The sequence below is a fragment of the Streptomyces phyllanthi genome (assembly GCF_009377205.1).
GTDB lineage: Bacteria > Actinomycetota > Actinomycetes > Streptomycetales > Streptomycetaceae > Streptomyces > Streptomyces phyllanthi.
Map to the genome: position 1 here is coordinate 72,224 of NZ_VJZE01000003.1, position 17,002 is coordinate 89,225.

The window sequence follows — 17,002 nt, forward strand, 5'->3', positions numbered from 1 at the left end:
AAGACCGCGGGTATGCCACCGGGGTGGCGCCGGTCAGGCGGCTGGGCTGAACGTCCACAGCAGGTTGGTGCTCTGCTGCCACGTCCACTGCTTGGCCACGGACCCTGAGGCGACCATTCCGCCACCGTCGAGGACCAGTCCCGTGCTGCGGTTGGCGATCGAGTACTGCCCTTGGCCGCGGTGGGTGATCTGCCACTGTTGCGTGTTACTGCCGTCCCAGGCCTTCTGCCGGGCCGGGGCGCCGTTGCTGGTAGCTCCCCAGCCGTCGGCGACCATGCCGTTGGTGCGGTTGACGAGCCTGTAGTAGCCGTTTCCGAGTTCGATTGCCTGCCACTGGAGATTGGCGTGGTCCACTGCCTCCCACTGCTTCAGGTTCGAGCCGCTGGCGACATTGCCGCCGCTGTCCAGCGCCAAGTGGTTCGTGACATTGGTCAGGCGGAAGTACTTGTCGGGCCTGAACGTCACCTTCAGTGATCTGATCACGTCATTGTTGCCGGTCACCCGAAGGTCGGGGGTGTTCGAGGTGAACGTCCAGGCGGTGCCGGTGAAGTTGTCGCCGGAGTAGCCCGTCACCTGGAAGCCGTCGGGTACCAGGATGGACGAGGCTGTGGCGGGCGCCAGGCCGGCGGCGGACAGCTGGGAGGAGGTGTAGCTGCCCAGCGGCAGGACGGCGCGACCGGCTTCGTAGTCGACGTCCTGGAACACCGTCGCGGAAACCCTCACGGGCATGCCCTGGACCTCGACGCACACCACGGAGTCGTTGGCGTTCGGCGCGGTGGCCGGCACGGTGACGTTGATCTGGTCGGTGACGGTGTACGGGAGCGAGACCGAGGGATTGTTCAGCAGATAGACGCGGCTGATCGTGTTGTCGATCACCGGGATCCGGAGCTGGCCGTTCGTGGGCCAGGTGAAGACGTGGGCGAAGAGCTTGCCGTTCTTCCTGGTGACCTTCCCCCATGCGGGTTCGGTGGCGAACGGGCTGCCGCTGGTGCCGTGAATGCTGTCGCTGTACGTCGACATCCATGAGGCCAGGCCGTTCAGGACGGTCTGGGTTCCCGCTGTGACCGAGCCGTCGCCCTTGGGGCCGATGTTCAACAGGAGGTTGCCGTCCCGGGAGACCACCGTGACGAGCTCCTGGACGATGTCCTTGAGGGATCTGTAGGAGTTCTCCCTCGACGCGTTGTAACCCCAGGCGCCGTTCATGGTGGCGCACCGCTCCCACGGCCGACCCATCGGCTTGGCGGGTATGTCGAACTCCGCGACCGCGTAGTCGCCGAGACCGTGGTCCCGCTTGACCCGTTCGTTGACGATGAGGCCGGGCTTGCGGGCGATCAGCCAGGTGTAGAGGTCGACGCCGTCCGATTCCAGCCACCAGTCCTCCAGTGTGGGGCTGGAAGGCTCGGCGAACCAGTCGCCGTCGAACCACAGCAGTGCCGGGTCGTAGCGGTCCAGCAGTTCCTGGAGCTGCGCCTTCATGTCGGCGATGTAGGCGGTGCGGGCGGCCTGCGAGGACATCGTGGTGAGACCGCTCTCGTGGCGGTCGGTCTGGGACGGGTGGTTCCAGTCGAGTATCGAGTAGTACAGGCAGAACTTGATCCCGCGGCTCTCGCACTCGGTCTTGAGGTCCCTGAGCGGGTCGGTCTGGATGCCGTTGTAGTCGTTCAGGTTGTACAGCTTGGTGGCCGTGGTGTCGGTGAAGCTCGCCACGTCGGAGTTCCACATCGCGTAGCCCTCGTGGTGCTTGGCGGTGATCACGAGGTACTTCATGCCGGCGTTCTTGGCCAGTTCGGCGATGGTGGCGGCGTTGAACTGGGACGGGTTGAAGTTCTTGGTGACCTGGTTCTGGTAGTTCGCCTTGCTCCACTGCTGGCTGTCGAACGCCCACTCGCCCTGGCCGAGGTACGAGTAGGACCCGAAGTGGATGAACATGCCGAACCGGGCCTGGTACCACCAGTCCATCTTCGAGGGGACCGTATACGCCTCCGCGGTGGCCGGCCACAGGACCTGCGGCAGGCCGACGGCCGCCATGCCTCCGGCGAGGGCGGCGGCCTTCATCAGTGAGCGTCTGCTGAGGCGAGATGAGGACATGGTGCGGCTCCATATGTCGGGGAAGAGGCAGGGCAAGGCGTCAGGAGCAGAGGAGCGGCCTGGTAGCCGTACTCGCGTCCCAAGGGGAGACATCGGATGGATTTATAGGATCACGACGGTGGCCGTGTCTAGAGGTGAGACAAGGTCGTCTGCAACGATGGCGTGTACCAGGGAACATCGGAGGCGGGTCCCGAGTGCCACTCGCCGGTATAGTCAAGAAAATACATCGGATCTATTCAGGGGCTGACGCCATTTCGTCGAGCAGTACTCGTGGCTTCCGAGGGCGGCGGCCCCGGCGTGTGACCGTCCCGGGATGCGCGGCCTCACCGGCCCTCGATTCGTCCACGTCCGTCGTGCCCGCGGAGCGACCGATGTCGGTCCGAAGGATCAGGGGCACCGGCCCGGTCCGGCTCGTCTCCCATGACGGCGCCTGGATCGACGATCCGTCGTTCCCTTCGTCGCACGCCCGACCACCGAACTCCTCCGTGCGGCGTGCGCCGGCGAACCGAACGGGCGTCTCCTTCGAACTCGCGGCCAAGCGGAAGCACTCGACTCACAAACACTGACCCCCTCGGCAGGCCGCGCGGCGAGCGCGTCGACGAACTCTTCCAGCGCCTGTACCACGTCAACTGCCTGCCGAGAGGTGCGGGATTCGCGCCAGGGCTGGACAAGAGGTTGAATGTTCATACAGGAAGATGACACATCAACTTTCAGCTTCTCGTATGAGATCACGACTGAGGAAGAGGGACACCCATGAGCATTGTCGCCGAAGACCGGTCTCGAGGCCCTGCTGACGCCCGAGGAGAGCGTGCTGCTGCTGATCGACCACCAGCCGTACCAGTTCTCCAACCTGAACAGCCACGAGCCGACGATGATCGTCAACAACGTTGTCGGACTGGCGAAGGCCGCAAAGGGCTTCGGTGTCCCGACGATTCTGACCACGGTCGTCGAGGAGCGCGGCGGCAATCTGATCCAGCCGCTCCAGGACCTCTTCCCGGACCAGAAGCCGATCAACAGGACGTTCATCAACACCTGGGAGGACCAGCGTGTGGTGGACGCTGTGAAGGCCACCGGACGCAAGAAGCTGATCATCGCCGGCCTGTGGACGGAGATCTGCGTGGCCATGCCCGCCCTCCACGCGGCCGCGGAGGACTTCCAGGTCTACGTCGTCACCGACGCATCCGGAGGCACCTCGGCCGAGGCCCACGACATGGCCGTACGGCGCATGGTCCAGGCCGGGATCATCCCGATCACGTGGCAGGTCACCTTCGCCGAGTGGCAGCGCGACTGGGCCCGGACGAACCTCATCTCCCCCGAGGACCAGCTGGCGACCTTGGCGCACGGCGGCGCCACCGGGGTGGTGACCGCCTGGGAGTTCCAGCTCCTCAACACGCCGGTCCCTGACACGACCCAAGCGTAAAGGCGGGCCAACGGTGAGGGGCGGCACCCGGGACGGTGCCGCCCCCCACCATGGGCCGTCCATGGGCCGTGCCCGGCCGGGACGAGGCCCGTGCAACCGGCCCGTCGTGTCCGACCCCGCGTTCACGCCCGTACGGCTACCGCTGTTCCACAGGTGGCGGCCGGCTCCGAAGGCCAGGTGGCAGCGGATGTTCTCCCGATGCGGGCACATCCGTTCCGGCTCCGGGAAGACCTCCGGGTCGGAACCGCTGCCCAGCAGCATCAGCAGCATCGGCGGGAGGCTGCGTGCCGCGCAGTTCCGTGGCCCGCGCGGTGCCCCTGCGTCAGGTGGTCACCGGCGGATCGCGCCTGAGGACCTCTTACACCCAGGCCTCAGCCGGACCCGCTGCACCCGCCACGCGCGCCCACACGCCGGGCTCGGCCAGCGCCCGGCGCAGCACGGTGGCGATGCGTTGCCGGGTGGTGGACGGACCGGCGATGAAGACGAAGAAGCACATGCCGACCGCGGTCTCGACGTCCAGCAAGCTGCGGGGCGCGGGTACATCCAGAGCCAGGAAGATCACGGCCGGACGCCAACAGGGGGTCGGTGCAGCCCAGGACGTATGGTGCGGCATCACCAGGCCACCGGGGGGAAAGGGGATGCCGGGTCCGGTGGTACTGGACCCGGCATCAGGACAGACCGCGTCAGGCAGTGACGGCGGCCGCACGGAGCGGCGCCAGGGTCCCGCTCCAGGCCACGACCTGGTCGAGCAGGGTGCTGAGGGCGCCCACGTTGTAGTCGCCGGGCTTGAAGACGCTGAAGTTCTCGAACTCCGTCATCAGCGACAGCGCCACCTGTTGGCGATGATGCCGATCCTGGTCATGAGATGTCCTTGACGGAATGGATCGTTGTGCTGCCCTGAACGACGGTTCAGGAAGTGTGAGGGAGGTGCTGGGCGGGGATGACGCCGAGGCGACCCGCCTGGTAGTCCTCGAAGGCCTGCTGCACCTCTTGGGCGGTGTTCATCACGAACGGGCCGTACTGGACGACCGGTTCGCGGATGGGCAGACCGCCCAGCACGAACAGCTCCAGCTTGGGTGCGCGGGACTCCTGGGCGCGATCGGCGGACAGACGCAGTGCGTCACCCTCGCCGAACACGACGAGCCGGCCCTCCTGGAACGGGCGGCCTTCGGCGCCGACCGTGCCGTGGCCCGCCAGGGCGTAGACCAGCGCGTTGTATGCGGGGTTCCACGGCAGGTCGACCTGGGCGCCGGGTTCGAGGGTGAGGTGGGCGACGGTGATCGGGCTGTGGGTGACGCCGGGGCCGGTGTGCCCCGCGACGTCCCCGGCGATCACCCGGATCAGCGCGCCGCCGTCGGGGGTGGTGAGCAGTCCGGTGTGCTTGCCGCGGATGTCCTGGTAGCGGGGCGGGCTCATCTTCTTCGCCCGGGGCAGGTTGACCCACAGCTGCACGCCGTGCAGGACCCCGCCGTTCCTGACCAGCTGCTCCGGCGGCTGCTCGATGTGCAGGATGCCGGCTCCCGCGGTCATCCACTGGGTGTCGCCGTCGCTGAGCTTTCCGCCGCCGCCGTTGGAGTCCTGGTGCTCCACGGCGCCGTCGATGAGGTAGGTGACGGTTTCGAAGCCGCGGTGCGGATGCCAGGGCGTGCCCATGGGTTCGCCCGGAGCCATCTCGACCTCGCCGAGATGGTCCATGTGGACAAACGGGTCCAGTTCCGGCAACGTCACACCGGCGAACGCTCGGCGCACGGGGAAGCCCTCGCCCTCGAAGCCCCGCTCGGCCTTCCCCAGGCGGCGGACGGGCCGGTAGCGGGTCGCGGTCGGGTCCAGCTCCGGCAGTCGCGGCAGGAAGAGTATGTCGTCCACGGTGATCGCAGGCATGGGTTTCTCCGTTTCTTGCGGTTGCCGTCAGAAGGAGTGCGGACCGAAGCGGCCCCAGGCCTCGAAGACGGCCAGGGCGAGCAGGACCACGGGGACGGCGATGTTCGGGTACTCCTTGCGACGGCCGTGTTCGATCGCGGCGCCGAGCATGACCAGGGCGAGGCCGGTGGCGGCCAGGGGGACGAAGACAGTGGCGACGTCGACCGCCGGGGGCAGCAGGAGGCCGATGGCACCGAGGACTTCGAAGGTGCCGATCATCTTGATCACGCCGGGCGAGAAGTCCTCGGCCCAGGCCATGTTCGGACCCGAGGCGAGGATCTTCTCCTTCGACTGGGTGAGCTTCATGGCGCCGGCGGCGAGGAAGACGAGGGAGAGCAGGGCCGCGACGACCCACAGGGCGACGTTCATGGGATACCTCTTTGAGCTGGGTGTGCGGACCCGCCGTGAGCAGGCCTCGCAGAGTTACTTGATGCGTCATCCAAATTAATGTGAGACTAGATGACGTGTCAACGGAACCGGTCGGACCGCGGGCGGTGAGCCACTCGTCCAGTGCGACCGCGACGATGCCCGATGGGCAGGTGGTCGAGCGCGTTGTCCAGCGCGAAGCGCTTGAGCCGCTTCTTCAGCTTCAACGCTGCGGGCACCGACGAGTCGAGACTCTCGCGCGCGATGATGCATGCGCTGGTTGAGGACGACGGCAGTCTCGGGAATGTCCGTGGGACGGCCAGAACCCTGAGCCCGTGGCGGTCCCTCGCTGGGGGCTGCCTGCGATCGCACGTCCTGTTCCCGATGAGAGTAGGGAACATCGGTCCTCACCGGGAACGCCGTGCCGCCCGCGACGGGAGGAGCCGCCGGGCGAACGGCCACCTCGGCGGCCGGAGCCCCAACAGAGGGCGCGGACGTGATGTGGGTTTGCCCGTGCTGCGCAACGGCTTCGGTCGGCTGTGTGGGCTGGAGCGCAGACTCGGCAGTCGGAACCGCAGGTGGCCTCTGCTGCTCCGCCGGTTCCCCCCCCCAGATTCCGGCCACGCTTGCGGAGTCACGGCCGGGCCGGCGGGCTGACCGACGGTGGGCTTCGGCGGTCCGCTCGACGGCCCGGTGGTGACGTGGGAGACCGTGGCGGGGCCAACGAGCTCGCCGACCGGTTGGGTGAGGCGCTGGTGTGGAGCGCTGCTGATCATGCGGGCGGCACTGCAAAGGCCCTGGTGGGCGCAGGCGTGGTGGCCCATCGGACGGCCGAAGACGGCGGAATTGATGCTCCTCGGCCTTGGCCAACCCCTCCCGATGCCCAAGGGAGCCGGCCAGGAAGCTGGGGGGCGAAGCAACCAACTGCCGACAGAGCTTATTGGTCGTCAAGTTGCCGATATTGCGCTCATAAGGTGGCCGATCAGGCTGCGCTGGCAGGGTCGACGACGTCGGGCCGTTGCCGACTTCCAGGTTGGATCCCGAAGATTCGGGAGTTTCGGGAGTCGGCGTGGCTCGCGCGAGACATACATCCGTCCTTGGCAGCAGGAGGGACCATGCGCGTATGGCGTTCACCACGGCGCCTTGTCGTCGTCTTCGGCGTCGCGATCGCCGCCACACTGTCCGCCGTGCCGGCAAACGCCGCCCTCGGGGGCCCTGTCCGCTACGGTCAGCTCGGCGACACACCCGTCATCGGTGACTGGGACGGCAACGGCGACCACGACATCGGCGTCTACCGGCCCAGGGATGGCACCGTCTATCGACCCGGCTACGCTCCCTTCCCCATCGGGCAAGGAACTCTGCCCGTCATCGGTGACTGGAACGGTGACGGCATTGATGAGATCGGTGTCTACCGGTCCAGTAACCGCACCTTCTACCTCCGTTCGGACTCCGGCAGCGTCACCCTCACGTTCGGCAACATGGGCGACGTGCCCATCGTCGGTGACTGGGACGGCAACGGCGACGACGAGATCGGTGTCTACCGGCCCAGCAACAGCACCTTCTACCTACGCTCTGACTCCGGCAGCGTCACCCCCATCCCCTACGGGAACGTCGGGGACGTGCCCGTCATCGGTGACTGGGACGGCGACGGTGACGATCAGATCGGCGTCTACCGGCCGGGTAACCGCACCTTCTACCTCCGCCCGGATTCCGGCAGCGTCACCCCCATCATCTTCGGCGACTCCGGCGATGTGCCCATCGCCGGTGACTGGGAAGGCGATGGCATCGATCAGATCGGTGTCTATCGGCCCAGCAACAGCACCTTCTACCCGCGAGTCGCCGACCGCGCATCGCTCGGCAGGTGAGTCGCCCACCCGCGGGTCGGCAAGAAGGAAGCCTCACCCGGTTCCCGGGTTCGAACCCGGAGATCCAGAAGCCGGCGCGGCCTCACACGAAACAGACATCCATCTCTCACAGAAGGAAGGCCATGCGCAGATTACGTTCCCTGCGGTCCCTTGTCCTCGTCACCCTCGGCACCGCGATCGCCGCCACCCTGTCCGCCGCGCCGGCGAGCGCCAACCTCCCGGGCAACGTCACCTTCGGCAACACCGGGGATGTGCCCATCGCCGGTGACTGGAACGGCGACGGAGGCGACGAGATCGGGGTCTACCGGCCCGGCAACATCACCTTCTACCTTCGCGCGGACAACGGCAGCGTCACCCCCATCGCCTTCGGCAACCCCAACGACGTACCCATCACCGGCAACTGGAACAACGCCGCCGGCGACGAGATCGGGGTCTACCGGCCGGGCAACGCCACGTTCTATCTCCGCCAAGGCCCCAGCACCGTCAGCAGCATCCCCTTCGGCAACATCGGCGACGTGCCCATCACCGGTGACTGGAACGGCGACGGCGGCGATGAGATCGGGGTCTTCCGGCCGGGCAACGCCACGTTCTATCTCCGCCAAGGCCCCAGCACCGTCAGCAGCATCCCCTTCGGCAACAGCACAGACGTGCCCATCACCGGCGACTGGAACGGCGACGGCGACGATGAGATCGGGGTCTACCGGCCGGGCAACGCCACCTTCTACCTTCGCGCGGACAACGGCAGCGTCACCCCCATCCCCTTCGGCAACATCGGCGACGTGCCCATCATCGGTGACTGGAACGACGTCGCCGCGGACCAGGTCGGCGTCTACCGGCCCAGCAACATCACCTTCTATCCGAGGAACTGAGCGATCACCACTTTGCGGATGACACCCCGCGTCACCGAGTAGTGAGCGACATTGTGTGGCCGCCGGCGCAGCGCAGCGCCGGCGGCCACACCGCGCACAACACGACCGCACACTGCCGTCAGCAGGGCAGGGGCTCAATACGTTGCGCGGTGTTGGTCTTCAGAGGTTCGAGGCGGATGGCCGCGGTCGTCTGATTGGTGGCGCCGCTCGGTGTCCATTGGTCGATCCACTCGGCTGCGGCGCCGTCGATCCAGCTCAGGCTGCGGGGCTGCCCGGAGCAGCTCCGGTTCGAGAGACGGCCGCCGACGTGCCAGGGCCCGAGCATTCCGCTGGTGGAGTACCCGTAGCTGGTACCAGTTCCGGAGCCGTATCCGCAGTTGGGGTCGGAGTAGGTCAGGTACAGATGGGAGCCGGACCGGAACACCGCCGGCGATTCCACGTTGGTGAGTCCGCCGACCTTTCTCAATCCGCCTCCGGTGCCGTTGGTCCACCATCGATCCAAAGGCTCGATGCTGAGCGACTGGTCAGCCATCGTGCACACGATGTAGGCGGTGCCGCCGTCGTTGACGATGGAAAAGTCACCGTTGTCGTGGCAGGTGTACAGGCTCGGTTTGTGCGTGGTCCCGCCGGCGTATGCGTCGCCGCACGGCCCGGCCGGCCCCTGACAGCCCAGGGCGTAATAGGCGTTGGCGCCGGTTCGGCGGAAATCATCCGGCGCGTTGAACCACAAGATCCAGACCCCGTCGTCGGTCCGTTGCACCATGCGCGCGTTGAAGCAGCCGCCTCCGTGGACCTCGCCGCAGGTGGTCTGCCAGCTCTCACCACGCCAGCTGTTGATGCCGTGGGGATCGAACAGATACCGGACGAACGTCCAGCTGGCCTTGTCCGTCGACTTCCAGACGCCGAATCCACAGAAGGGTGTGCCGGGGGTGCCCCAATGGAACCCGCATCCGTATCGGGTCCCGTACAGGTAATACGTGGCACCGACCTGAGTGATCATGCCGTCATGCGCGTCCAGACCCGAAATGGTCTGGCCGGCGGTGGGCAGCCCGGCAGCCGGGGCCGCTGTCGCAGGCAGGGGCGCCGTACCGAAAAGGGCCAGGACAAGGAATGCCGTGGCAAGCGTGCCGCGCAGGAGTCGCAGGTAATGGCTGTGGGGGACTTTCAGGGACCGCCTGGGACGCAAAGCGTTCCTCCTTGCTTTCCGTGACGTTTTCGCCGACTTCGCAGCGGAAGAACGCTACGCAAGCCCGGGGATGGAGCGGCTATGAGGCGGTTTATCGGGCGGCTTATCGGGCGGCTTGTCGATCGCCGATGCGGGGCTGTCGCACGGGACTGACGCGCAACCAGACACCGCCCGGTGCGTGCCGCGGCCCCATGGCGCCGGCGCACACAGGGCGGTTGACGAGGCGCCAGGGAGGGTGCACGATTCCCAGTCATGGAGAGTGACGGGGGAACAATTCACAGAGACAGGCACAGACATAGACCGGCGGGGATCACCACCCGTATCCGGGGGTTGCTGCCCACTCTCACCCCGGCCGAGCGGGCACTCGGCGAGCTGGTGCTCGCCGACCCCTCCGGCGTCGCCGCCTCCACCATCACTGAGCTGGCCGCCCGCAGCGGTACATCCCGCACCACCGTCACCCGCTTCTGCCGCGCCCTTGACCTGCCCGGCTACGCCGAACTACGGCTCGCTCTCGCCACCGAGAGGGGTCGCGCCGAAGCCCACCCCGGCTGGGACCGGCTCGTGGGCGCCGGTATCGCGCCCGATGCTCCGCTGGAGGCCGTACTGGACTGGGTGGCCAAAGCCGACGCGCAGGTCATTGAGGAGACCGCCGCACAGCTCGATGTGGCCGCCCTCAACGCCGCGGTCGAGGCCATGGCCGCCGCCCGCCGTATCGACTTCTACGCAGTCAGCGGGAGCAGCACGGTCGCCATGGACATGCACCTGCGGCTGCACCACACCGGATACTCCTGCTTTGCGTGGACCGACGTCCACGAGGCTCTGTCGAGTGCCGTCCTGCTGCGGAAGGGCGATGTCGCCCTCGGTGTCTCTCACTCCGGGGAAACCAAGGCAGTCGTCGATCCGGTCAAGCAGGCCCGACGCAACGGCGCCACCACCATCGCCATCACCAACTTCGCCCGATCCAGTCTCGCCAAGGCCGCCGACCTGACCCTGCTCACCGCCGCCCGGGAGTTCGCCCACCGCCCCGGCGACATGGCCGCACGCCATGCTCAGATGATCGTGCTCGACTGCCTCTACATCGGTGTCGCCCAACGTGACCGCGTCCGCACCGAGCGGGCCCTCGAGGCCACCCGCGCAGCCGTCGCCCCCCACCGTTACCCGCCGGGTTCCGGCGCCTGACCCCACCGTTGCCCGCCGGGTTCCGGCACCCGCAACCCCCACCGTCGCCCGAACCGGCCGCACCCGCCGAAAGGGCCGCGCGTCGGCGACCAGGAGCCGCGCACGAACCCTGCCGCAGGAGTACCTGCGCATGTGGATGGAATAGGAGGGCTCAATGCAAGTCCGGTTATTAGGGCCGGTCGAGGTCCGGAGGGATGGTGTGTGCCCGAGACTGGGCGGGCCGTTACAGCGTTCCCTTCTGGCAGTTCTGACCCTGCACGCGAACCGTGCTGTGTCACGTTCCCGATTGACCTTCGCGCTGTGGGGCGACGATCCGCCGATGTCCGTGGAAGCCCAGCTCCACCAGAGAGTGTCGCGACTTCGCGCTGTCGTCGGCCGGAAGAGCATTGTCCGCAGTGTCGCGGGATATGTGCTCACCATCGAGCCCACAGCGGTCGATGTGGAGATGTTCGACTTGGCGGTGGGGAAAGCCCGCGAGGCCATGATCCGGGGTGAAGCCGAGGAGGCGAGGCGCGGCCTTGATGAGGCTCTGCGCCTGTGGCGAGGGCCTGCGCTGGGTGGTGTGGCCGAGCACTTCGCGCGGGTTGAGGGGCCAGCCGTGGAAGAGCGCCGGCTTGCCGCCGTTGAACTGCGCGCGGAGGCCGGCCTCGAGCTCGGCCGACATGCCGAGCTGCTGGGCGAGCTCAAGACCCTGGTGGCCGAACACCCGCTGCGTGAGCGGCCTCGGGGACACCTCATGCTGGCTCTGCATCGTTGCGGACGTACCGCCGAGGCGCTGGAGGTGTACCGGGAAGGCCGCGACCACCTTGTCCACGAGCTGGGCGTGGAGCCCGGAGCCGGGTTGCGGGCGACACACGCCGCCATTCTGGCCGACACGCAGATGGAGCCGCCGGTCGCCGGCATCCAGACGGAAGGACCGCGTTCGAACGTTGCACCGCTGCCATGCGGCTGTCCGTCGCAGGCACCGGCCCAGTTGCCCCCCGACATAGCTGACTTCACCGGTCGTACTGCCGAGGCGCACGCCGTCACGTCGGCGCTGTCGCGCTCGGGCACAGGGGTGGACGCGATGCCCGTCATGGTGATCTCGGGGCCCGGAGGCGTCGGCAAGACGGCCCTCGCCATTCATGCAGGACATCAGCTGGCCGGCGCATTCCCCGGAGGGCAGCTGTATGCGAACCTGCACGCGTCCGAGTCCGCGCGGGCTGATCCGCCGCACGTGCTGGCGCAGTTCCTGTCGGCTCTCGGCACGCCCAGGACGTCACTCCCGGACAGCCACGAGGGCCTGACGGCACTGTTCCGCAGCGTCACAGCGCAACGGCACATGCTCATCGTGCTGGACGACGCCGCTGATGAGGCCCAGGTACGGTCACTGCTGCCGGGGAACCCGAACTGTGCCGTCCTGATCACCAGCCGAGTACGGCTGACTGGGCTTGAGGGGGCCCGCCGGATCGACGTGGACGTGTTCGACCCGGAGGATGCCGGTGCCTTCCTCGGGCGGGTCGAGGGCCGCCGACGGACCGCGGCGGATCCAGAGGCCTCCGCGGAGCTCATCCGGCTGTGCGGCTGTCTTCCTCTGGCCATACGCATCGCGGGGGCGAAGCTGGCTGCCCGCCCGCACTGGGATCTGCGGCAGTTCGCCACTCTCCTTTCCGACGAGCGCCGCCGACTTGACGAGCTGGTGGCGGGCGATCTGGAGCTGCGCGCCAGCCTGGCCCTCAGTTACGGGACCCTCTCCCAGGAGGCACGCGCAGCCTGTCACATGCTCGCCCGGCTCCCAGTGCCGGAGTTCACAGCGGTGACATGTGCCGAACTGATGGGCGTGCCCATGAGGGTGGGTGAGAGGGTGACGGAACAGCTGCTGGACGCCTGGCTGATCAAGGTGTCGCGCGTCAGCCCGACAGGCCAGACACGCTACCGTTTCGCGGAACTGGTCCGCGCTTACGCCAGGGAACAGTTTCCCGGCGAACAGGCACCGGTGGAATCCGTCTCCCACCGCGACGGCGGACACAGCCGTGCGCGTGAGTCCGCTCCATACCACCCCCTCGCCGGTGTCGGCATGATCGCCACACCATAAGACCGTGTCCTACGTGGTGAAGCGGATAAGCCGTTTGTAGCAGCAGATGGCGGCGGCGAGGCCGAGAAAGGCCAGGTAGTTGCGGGGATTGCGTTCGTAGCGTGGGCTGAGCCGGCGGTAGCCGGACAGCCACGACACGGTGCGTTCGATCACCCAGCGGCGGCGGCCCAATCGTTCGCTGGACTCGATGCCTTTGCGTGCGATCCGGACTCCGATGCGCTTGCCGCGTAACCATTTCCGCAGGTCAGCGCGATCGTAGGCTTTGTCCGCGTGTAGGCGCTGGGGCTTGAAGTGGCGGCCGCGGTGGGGGTCGTGTCTCGTTTGGTGGCCCTCGACCATGGGCTTCAGGCCTTCGCTGTCGTGGGTGTTGCCGGCCGAGACACCGACGAGGAGAGGCAGTCCGTTCGCGTCCGACAAGACGTGCATCTTGGAACCCGGTTTGCCGCGGTCCACGGGGCTCGGACCTGTGCGTTCGCCCCCTTTTTCGCCCTCACGTGGGCGGTGTCGAGGACGACACGGGCGACGTCGATGAGGCCGGCGTCGTCGAACCGGTGCAGCACGGCTTCGTGGAGGCGGCCCAGGCGCCGGCTCTCGACCAGATCAGGAACCGGCGGTGGGCGGTCGACTTCGAGAAAGGGTGGGCTACTCCTCGAGCACCGGGTCGGGGGAAGTGAGCGGTTCGGAAGCGAGACGGCAGAACACGGGCACCGTGGCTGGGGGCGCTGCCGCCGCCGAGGCACCAGGTCGAGCCCTCGCGGCTGTGACCCGCCCGCAGCCGGCGCGGCCAGCCTGATGACGCGTCACGAAAGTGGGCAACGAGTCAGTGTGAGTCCTGAAACACGTGAGGACAGCTGACCGAACATGCGAATCGTTGTAGTCTCCGAAGAACGCCCTTGATGCAAAAAGCGGGCAGGGAGCAGACAAACCGGGAGCTTCGCCGTGCTTCGTACCATGTTCAAGTCCAAGATCTAGCATCTCGGCGTTCTTGCAGGTCAGAGCCCTGTTGGCTCACCTCGGGTCAGCAAACGGTCAGCATGTGTCGCAGTCGAGTCTCCGCTTGCTGACCGCCGCTGCGCAGGCGCGGGTGCGTAATCACCTGCGACTGCGCCAAGCCGATCCGTTGCCCTTGCCCGAATCCCTACGCGGTTCGGTTCAGGGCGTTCTCGGGAAGCAGCATGCAGAAAGGGCCGCGGTACAGGGGACGATGCGACCGGGTGCCTCGGGCAGGTCTATGCGGAGAAAGATAATACGGTCCCATCGGTGTCGGGATGGTACGTCCGCTCGATCAGGCCGTCCCGTTCCAACTGCCGCAGCCTACTGGTGAGGATCTTCGGCGTGATCTCGGGAATCAGGCACTGCAGGGCGTTGAAGCGCACGGTGCCGTGGTGATCGAGCGTCCACAGGATCGGAGTGGTCCAGCGGCTGAAGATGATCTCGCCGACCGGCCTGACGGGGCAGGTGACCACCGCCTCGCTCGGCTCGTGGGCAGGTGCTGAGGCGGCGCGGCGAAGCACGGCGGCAACTCCAGAAGGAAGAGGGCGATTCGCCCATCGCTGTGGCGGGCGCGGACGGAGGATGTGCCGGAACTGCCGTCGGTCTTTGAGGGGCCAACGGGTCGGCAACGCGCCGACCGTGTGCGCCTGTCCGGTCCCGGCGAATCGACGAGATGGCAGACATGCTCAGGCAGGTCCTACTCGGCAGCCAGTTTCTGCGTGCCGATCACCGCCAGCAGCCCCAGCTTCTCGGCGTCCTCGGTTCCCGGCTCGGCCGAGTAGGCGAGGATGTGCATGCCGTTGCCGTCCACCCGGAGCACGTTGCAGTCCAGGGCCAGCAGGCCCACCTGTGGATGCTCGACCGTCTTGTGCGAGACCTCCAGGCGGCCGACGACGCCCGAGGCCCACAGCTTGGCGAACCGCTCGCTGCGTGCGCGCAACTCGGCGATCAGCCGACGCAGTTGGCGGTCGGAGGGATACTTCGCGGCGATGGCGCGCAGCTCGGAGACCATGCCGATCTCCAGGGCGCGCCGTTCTTCCTGTGTGTGTCGGAGTCGGGTGCGCCCCAGGAAGTGGCCCCAGACCCCGTTGCGTTCGAAGCCGCGGGAGCCGGACATGTCACCCATCAGTGCTTGGTGCATCGGGTTGGCCATCAGCAGCGTGAAGGCCGCGTCGGTGACCGCGACCGGGGTGCCCACCAGCCGGTCCAGCAGCCGCAGGACGCTGGGCGGGATGTATGACGGCACCACCTCTGGGCCTGGCAGCACCAGCCCGGCCAGCGCGAACAGATACGCCCGCTCGTCACTCGTGAGCCGCAGCGACCGCGCCAGGGCCTCGACGACCTGAGCGGAGGGGCTGGCTGCCCGGCCTTGTTCGAGGCGGGTGACGTAGTCGACCGAAACCCCTGCCAGCAGGGCCAGTTCCTCGCGCCGCAGCCCGGCGGCGCGGCGCTGTCCGCCGACCGGCAGCCCTGCCGTGTCGGGGGAGATTCGGTCGCGCCAGCGCCGCAGCGCCTGACCGAGTTCCGTGGTGGTCATGGCCCCAGTGAACACGGTCGGCCGGATGCGTACCTGGTACTGGCAGTCCCAGGAAGAAGAGTCATCTGGCTGTCCGCCCGACCGGGCAGGAGCGTGGGGACATGACAACGACACTGATCGCCGGCGCCAACAAGGGGCTGGGCTTCGAGACCGCCCGCCGTCTCATCGCCGCAGGCCACACCGGCTGCATCGGTGCCCGGGACGCCGAGCGCGGCCGTCGTGCCGCCGACGAGCTCGGCGCCCGGTTCGTCCAGCTCGACGTCACCGACGACGCCTCCGTCCAAGCCGCCGCGAAGACCGTCGAGGCCGACGGCGGGTTCGACGTAGTCGTCGACAACGCCGGCATCGAGATCCGGGGCGAGGACAACAGCGTGGCCGGCGCCGCGGATGTCACCGCCGCCAGATGCGGACTGTCTTCGACACGAACGTCTTCGGCGTCGTCCGCGTCATCCACGCCTTCCCACGCAAAGGCCTTCCCGGCCATGCGCATCAACGCCGTGGGACCGGTTTCACGAAGACGGACATCAACGGCAACACAGGCACGCAGTCCGTCGAGGAAGGCGCCGAGATCATCGTGCGCATGGCGCAGGTGGGCCCCGACGGCCCGACCGGCGGCTACTTCAGCGCCCAGGGCGCGCGCGCTGCCCTGGTGAGGCCGTAGCGGCACCAGCAGGGCGGCGTGCGTCCCGGCACGTCTGGTCAGCACGCGTGGGCGGCCCAGCAGCCCATCGACGCGAGGGCTTGCTGGACGGCATTCGTCACGAGCGGGCCCACCGCGGCTGGTATGAAGCCTGACGTCGTGTCGGCGATGTCGCCGCCCTCCGCGCCCCGGACAGCAGCATCGCTCACCATCGCTCACGGCCTGCGCCGTAGTGGTGTCGAGGGGCCTTGTAACCGGACCGGCTCACACCACATTCCAGATTGTCTTCCCCCCACCTCGCCGATCCGCCGACGTACCGCACGGACAGTACCGGGGCGTGCGGTACGTCGGGGAGCCCACCTCTGGACCGGAATTCATGAAGAAACTCGGAAATATCCGCGCGGTCGCAGTACTGCTGACCTCTGTTCTCGTCGCGGCTCTGGGCCTCGCCTTCGTCGTGGTGCAGACCAGAGCGGCGACTCTCCAAGCTCCGACGTCGACAGAGCGACGGGTTTACGACGACGGTGTCTACACGGTGCGGCTCGGCGACACCGTGGGTGCCGAGCCTGGTGGCTTCATTGCCCGGCTCACAGGCCGGCAGGCCGCCAAACTCGTCACCACACCGGGTGTGGTGTCGGTGGCCCGGCTTCCAGGCCGGGCGGCGGTCGTGCCCTTGCTGCCGAACTGCCACTCGGCGACCGTTCCTTCCCCCTCACCCTTGCCCGCACCGATCCCCCCGGCGGACGGCGGCGTCACATCTCCGGGCGGGTAGGCACGCCGCGCAGTCCCCGTCCGGGCCTTCCCGCCTTGGTCGCCCCGGCGGGGTGGCCGGAATGAGCAGGGCAACGTGGCGCAGGCCCAAGCC

14 protein-coding genes and 2 pseudogenes are annotated in these 17,002 nt (G+C 67.7%); 7 read left to right on the top strand and 9 right to left on the bottom strand.

The window, feature by feature from the left end; genetic code table 11:
• Positions 1-33 precede the first annotated feature (33 nt).
• Positions 34-2,088 (bottom strand): alpha-L-fucosidase, encoded by a 2,055-nt coding sequence (locus FNH04_RS01225; RefSeq protein ID WP_152779399.1) that lies wholly within the window; start codon positions 2,086-2,088, stop codon positions 34-36.
• A 760-nt stretch (positions 2,089-2,848) separates the two neighbouring features.
• Here FNH04_RS01225 and FNH04_RS01230 point away from each other — a divergent pair.
• The gene (locus tag FNH04_RS01230; RefSeq protein WP_152779401.1) at positions 2,849-3,508 is read left to right on the top strand and encodes a hydrolase; all 660 of its coding nucleotides are present in this window, start codon (positions 2,849-2,851) and stop codon (positions 3,506-3,508) included.
• A 358-nt stretch (positions 3,509-3,866) separates the two neighbouring features.
• Here FNH04_RS01230 and FNH04_RS47200 read toward each other — a convergent pair whose 3' ends face one another.
• The 4 genes from FNH04_RS47200 to FNH04_RS01250 all read right to left on the bottom strand — a co-directional run bounded on the left by FNH04_RS47200 (position 3,867) and on the right by FNH04_RS01250 (position 5,797).
• Positions 3,867-4,070, bottom strand: a complete 204-nt coding sequence (locus FNH04_RS47200) for a hypothetical protein (RefSeq protein ID WP_228030950.1) — start codon at positions 4,068-4,070, stop codon at positions 3,867-3,869.
• A gap of 121 nt (positions 4,071-4,191) precedes the next feature.
• A complete protein-coding gene (locus tag FNH04_RS48490) occupies positions 4,192-4,326 on the bottom strand; it encodes a hypothetical protein (protein ID WP_265579986.1) in 135 nt (44 codons plus the stop codon).
• A gap of 91 nt (positions 4,327-4,417) precedes the next feature.
• Positions 4,418-5,389: a pirin family protein gene (locus FNH04_RS01245; protein ID WP_152779403.1), complete on the bottom strand. Its 972-nt coding sequence runs from the start codon at positions 5,387-5,389 to the stop codon at positions 4,418-4,420.
• Positions 5,390-5,416: 27 nt separating this feature from the next.
• Positions 5,417-5,797 (bottom strand): DoxX family protein, encoded by a 381-nt coding sequence (locus FNH04_RS01250; protein WP_152779405.1) that lies wholly within the window; start codon positions 5,795-5,797, stop codon positions 5,417-5,419.
• Positions 5,798-6,909: 1,112 nt separating this feature from the next.
• Between FNH04_RS01250 and FNH04_RS01255 the strand changes: the two genes are divergently transcribed.
• Both FNH04_RS01255 and FNH04_RS01260 read left to right on the top strand, forming a co-directional pair.
• Positions 6,910-7,659, top strand: a complete 750-nt coding sequence (locus tag FNH04_RS01255) for a hypothetical protein (RefSeq protein WP_152779407.1) — start codon at positions 6,910-6,912, stop codon at positions 7,657-7,659.
• 122 nt (positions 7,660-7,781) lie between these two features.
• The gene (locus tag FNH04_RS01260) at positions 7,782-8,528 is read left to right on the top strand and encodes an FG-GAP repeat domain-containing protein (RefSeq protein ID WP_152779409.1); all 747 of its coding nucleotides are present in this window, start codon (positions 7,782-7,784) and stop codon (positions 8,526-8,528) included.
• Between the two features lie 118 nt (positions 8,529-8,646).
• Here FNH04_RS01260 and FNH04_RS01265 read toward each other — a convergent pair whose 3' ends face one another.
• On the bottom strand, positions 8,647-9,714 hold the full coding sequence (locus FNH04_RS01265) for a glycoside hydrolase family protein (RefSeq protein WP_152779411.1): 1,068 nt from the start codon (positions 9,712-9,714) through the stop codon (positions 8,647-8,649).
• Between the two features lie 252 nt (positions 9,715-9,966).
• Here FNH04_RS01265 and FNH04_RS01270 point away from each other — a divergent pair, with 252 nt between their 5' ends.
• Positions 9,967-10,893, top strand: a complete 927-nt coding sequence (locus tag FNH04_RS01270; RefSeq protein WP_152779413.1) for a MurR/RpiR family transcriptional regulator — start codon at positions 9,967-9,969, stop codon at positions 10,891-10,893.
• 154 nt (positions 10,894-11,047) lie between these two features.
• Entirely contained in the window at positions 11,048-12,967 is a 1,920-nt protein-coding gene (locus FNH04_RS01275; RefSeq protein WP_152779415.1) for an AfsR/SARP family transcriptional regulator, read from the top strand.
• A 9-nt stretch (positions 12,968-12,976) separates the two neighbouring features.
• On the opposite strand, the pseudogene FNH04_RS01280 reads toward FNH04_RS01275, so the two are convergent.
• From FNH04_RS01280 to FNH04_RS01290, 3 genes and pseudogenes are all read right to left on the bottom strand, one after another.
• Positions 12,977-13,598, bottom strand: a pseudogene (locus FNH04_RS01280) (IS5 family transposase); the annotation flags it as partial.
• A gap of 598 nt (positions 13,599-14,196) precedes the next feature.
• The gene (locus FNH04_RS47205; protein ID WP_322722308.1) at positions 14,197-14,481 is read right to left on the bottom strand and encodes a winged helix-turn-helix transcriptional regulator; all 285 of its coding nucleotides are present in this window, start codon (positions 14,479-14,481) and stop codon (positions 14,197-14,199) included.
• A 176-nt stretch (positions 14,482-14,657) separates the two neighbouring features.
• On the bottom strand, positions 14,658-15,497 hold the full coding sequence (locus FNH04_RS01290) for a helix-turn-helix transcriptional regulator (RefSeq protein WP_152779419.1): 840 nt from the start codon (positions 15,495-15,497) through the stop codon (positions 14,658-14,660).
• Between the two features lie 101 nt (positions 15,498-15,598).
• Here FNH04_RS01290 and FNH04_RS49255 point away from each other — a divergent pair.
• Positions 15,599-16,158: pseudogene (locus tag FNH04_RS49255) on the top strand (SDR family NAD(P)-dependent oxidoreductase).
• A 355-nt stretch (positions 16,159-16,513) separates the two neighbouring features.
• Positions 16,514-16,909, top strand: a complete 396-nt coding sequence (locus FNH04_RS01300) for a hypothetical protein (protein ID WP_152779421.1) — start codon at positions 16,514-16,516, stop codon at positions 16,907-16,909.
• The last annotated feature ends 93 nt before the right edge of the window (positions 16,910-17,002 follow it).

Excerpts from the sequence above, each read along its gene's own strand:
- FNH04_RS01300 (WP_152779421.1), top strand. The coding sequence starts at position 16,514 with ATGAAGAAACTCGGAAATATCCGCGCGGTCGCAGTACTGCTGACCTCT.
- FNH04_RS01275 (WP_152779415.1), top strand. The coding sequence starts at position 11,048 with ATGCAAGTCCGGTTATTAGGGCCGGTCGAGGTCCGGAGGGATGGTGTG.
- FNH04_RS01290 (WP_152779419.1), bottom strand. The coding sequence starts at position 15,497 with ATGACCACCACGGAACTCGGTCAGGCGCTGCGGCGCTGGCGCGACCGA.
- FNH04_RS01225 (WP_152779399.1), bottom strand. The coding sequence starts at position 2,088 with ATGTCCTCATCTCGCCTCAGCAGACGCTCACTGATGAAGGCCGCCGCC.
- FNH04_RS01245 (WP_152779403.1), bottom strand. The coding sequence starts at position 5,389 with ATGCCTGCGATCACCGTGGACGACATACTCTTCCTGCCGCGACTGCCG.
- FNH04_RS01260 (WP_152779409.1), top strand. The coding sequence starts at position 7,782 with ATGCGCAGATTACGTTCCCTGCGGTCCCTTGTCCTCGTCACCCTCGGC.
- FNH04_RS01255 (WP_152779407.1), top strand. The coding sequence starts at position 6,910 with ATGCGCGTATGGCGTTCACCACGGCGCCTTGTCGTCGTCTTCGGCGTC.
- FNH04_RS48490 (WP_265579986.1), bottom strand. The coding sequence starts at position 4,326 with ATGACGGAGTTCGAGAACTTCAGCGTCTTCAAGCCCGGCGACTACAAC.
- FNH04_RS01250 (WP_152779405.1), bottom strand. The coding sequence starts at position 5,797 with ATGAACGTCGCCCTGTGGGTCGTCGCGGCCCTGCTCTCCCTCGTCTTC.
- FNH04_RS01270 (WP_152779413.1), top strand. The coding sequence starts at position 9,967 with ATGGAGAGTGACGGGGGAACAATTCACAGAGACAGGCACAGACATAGA.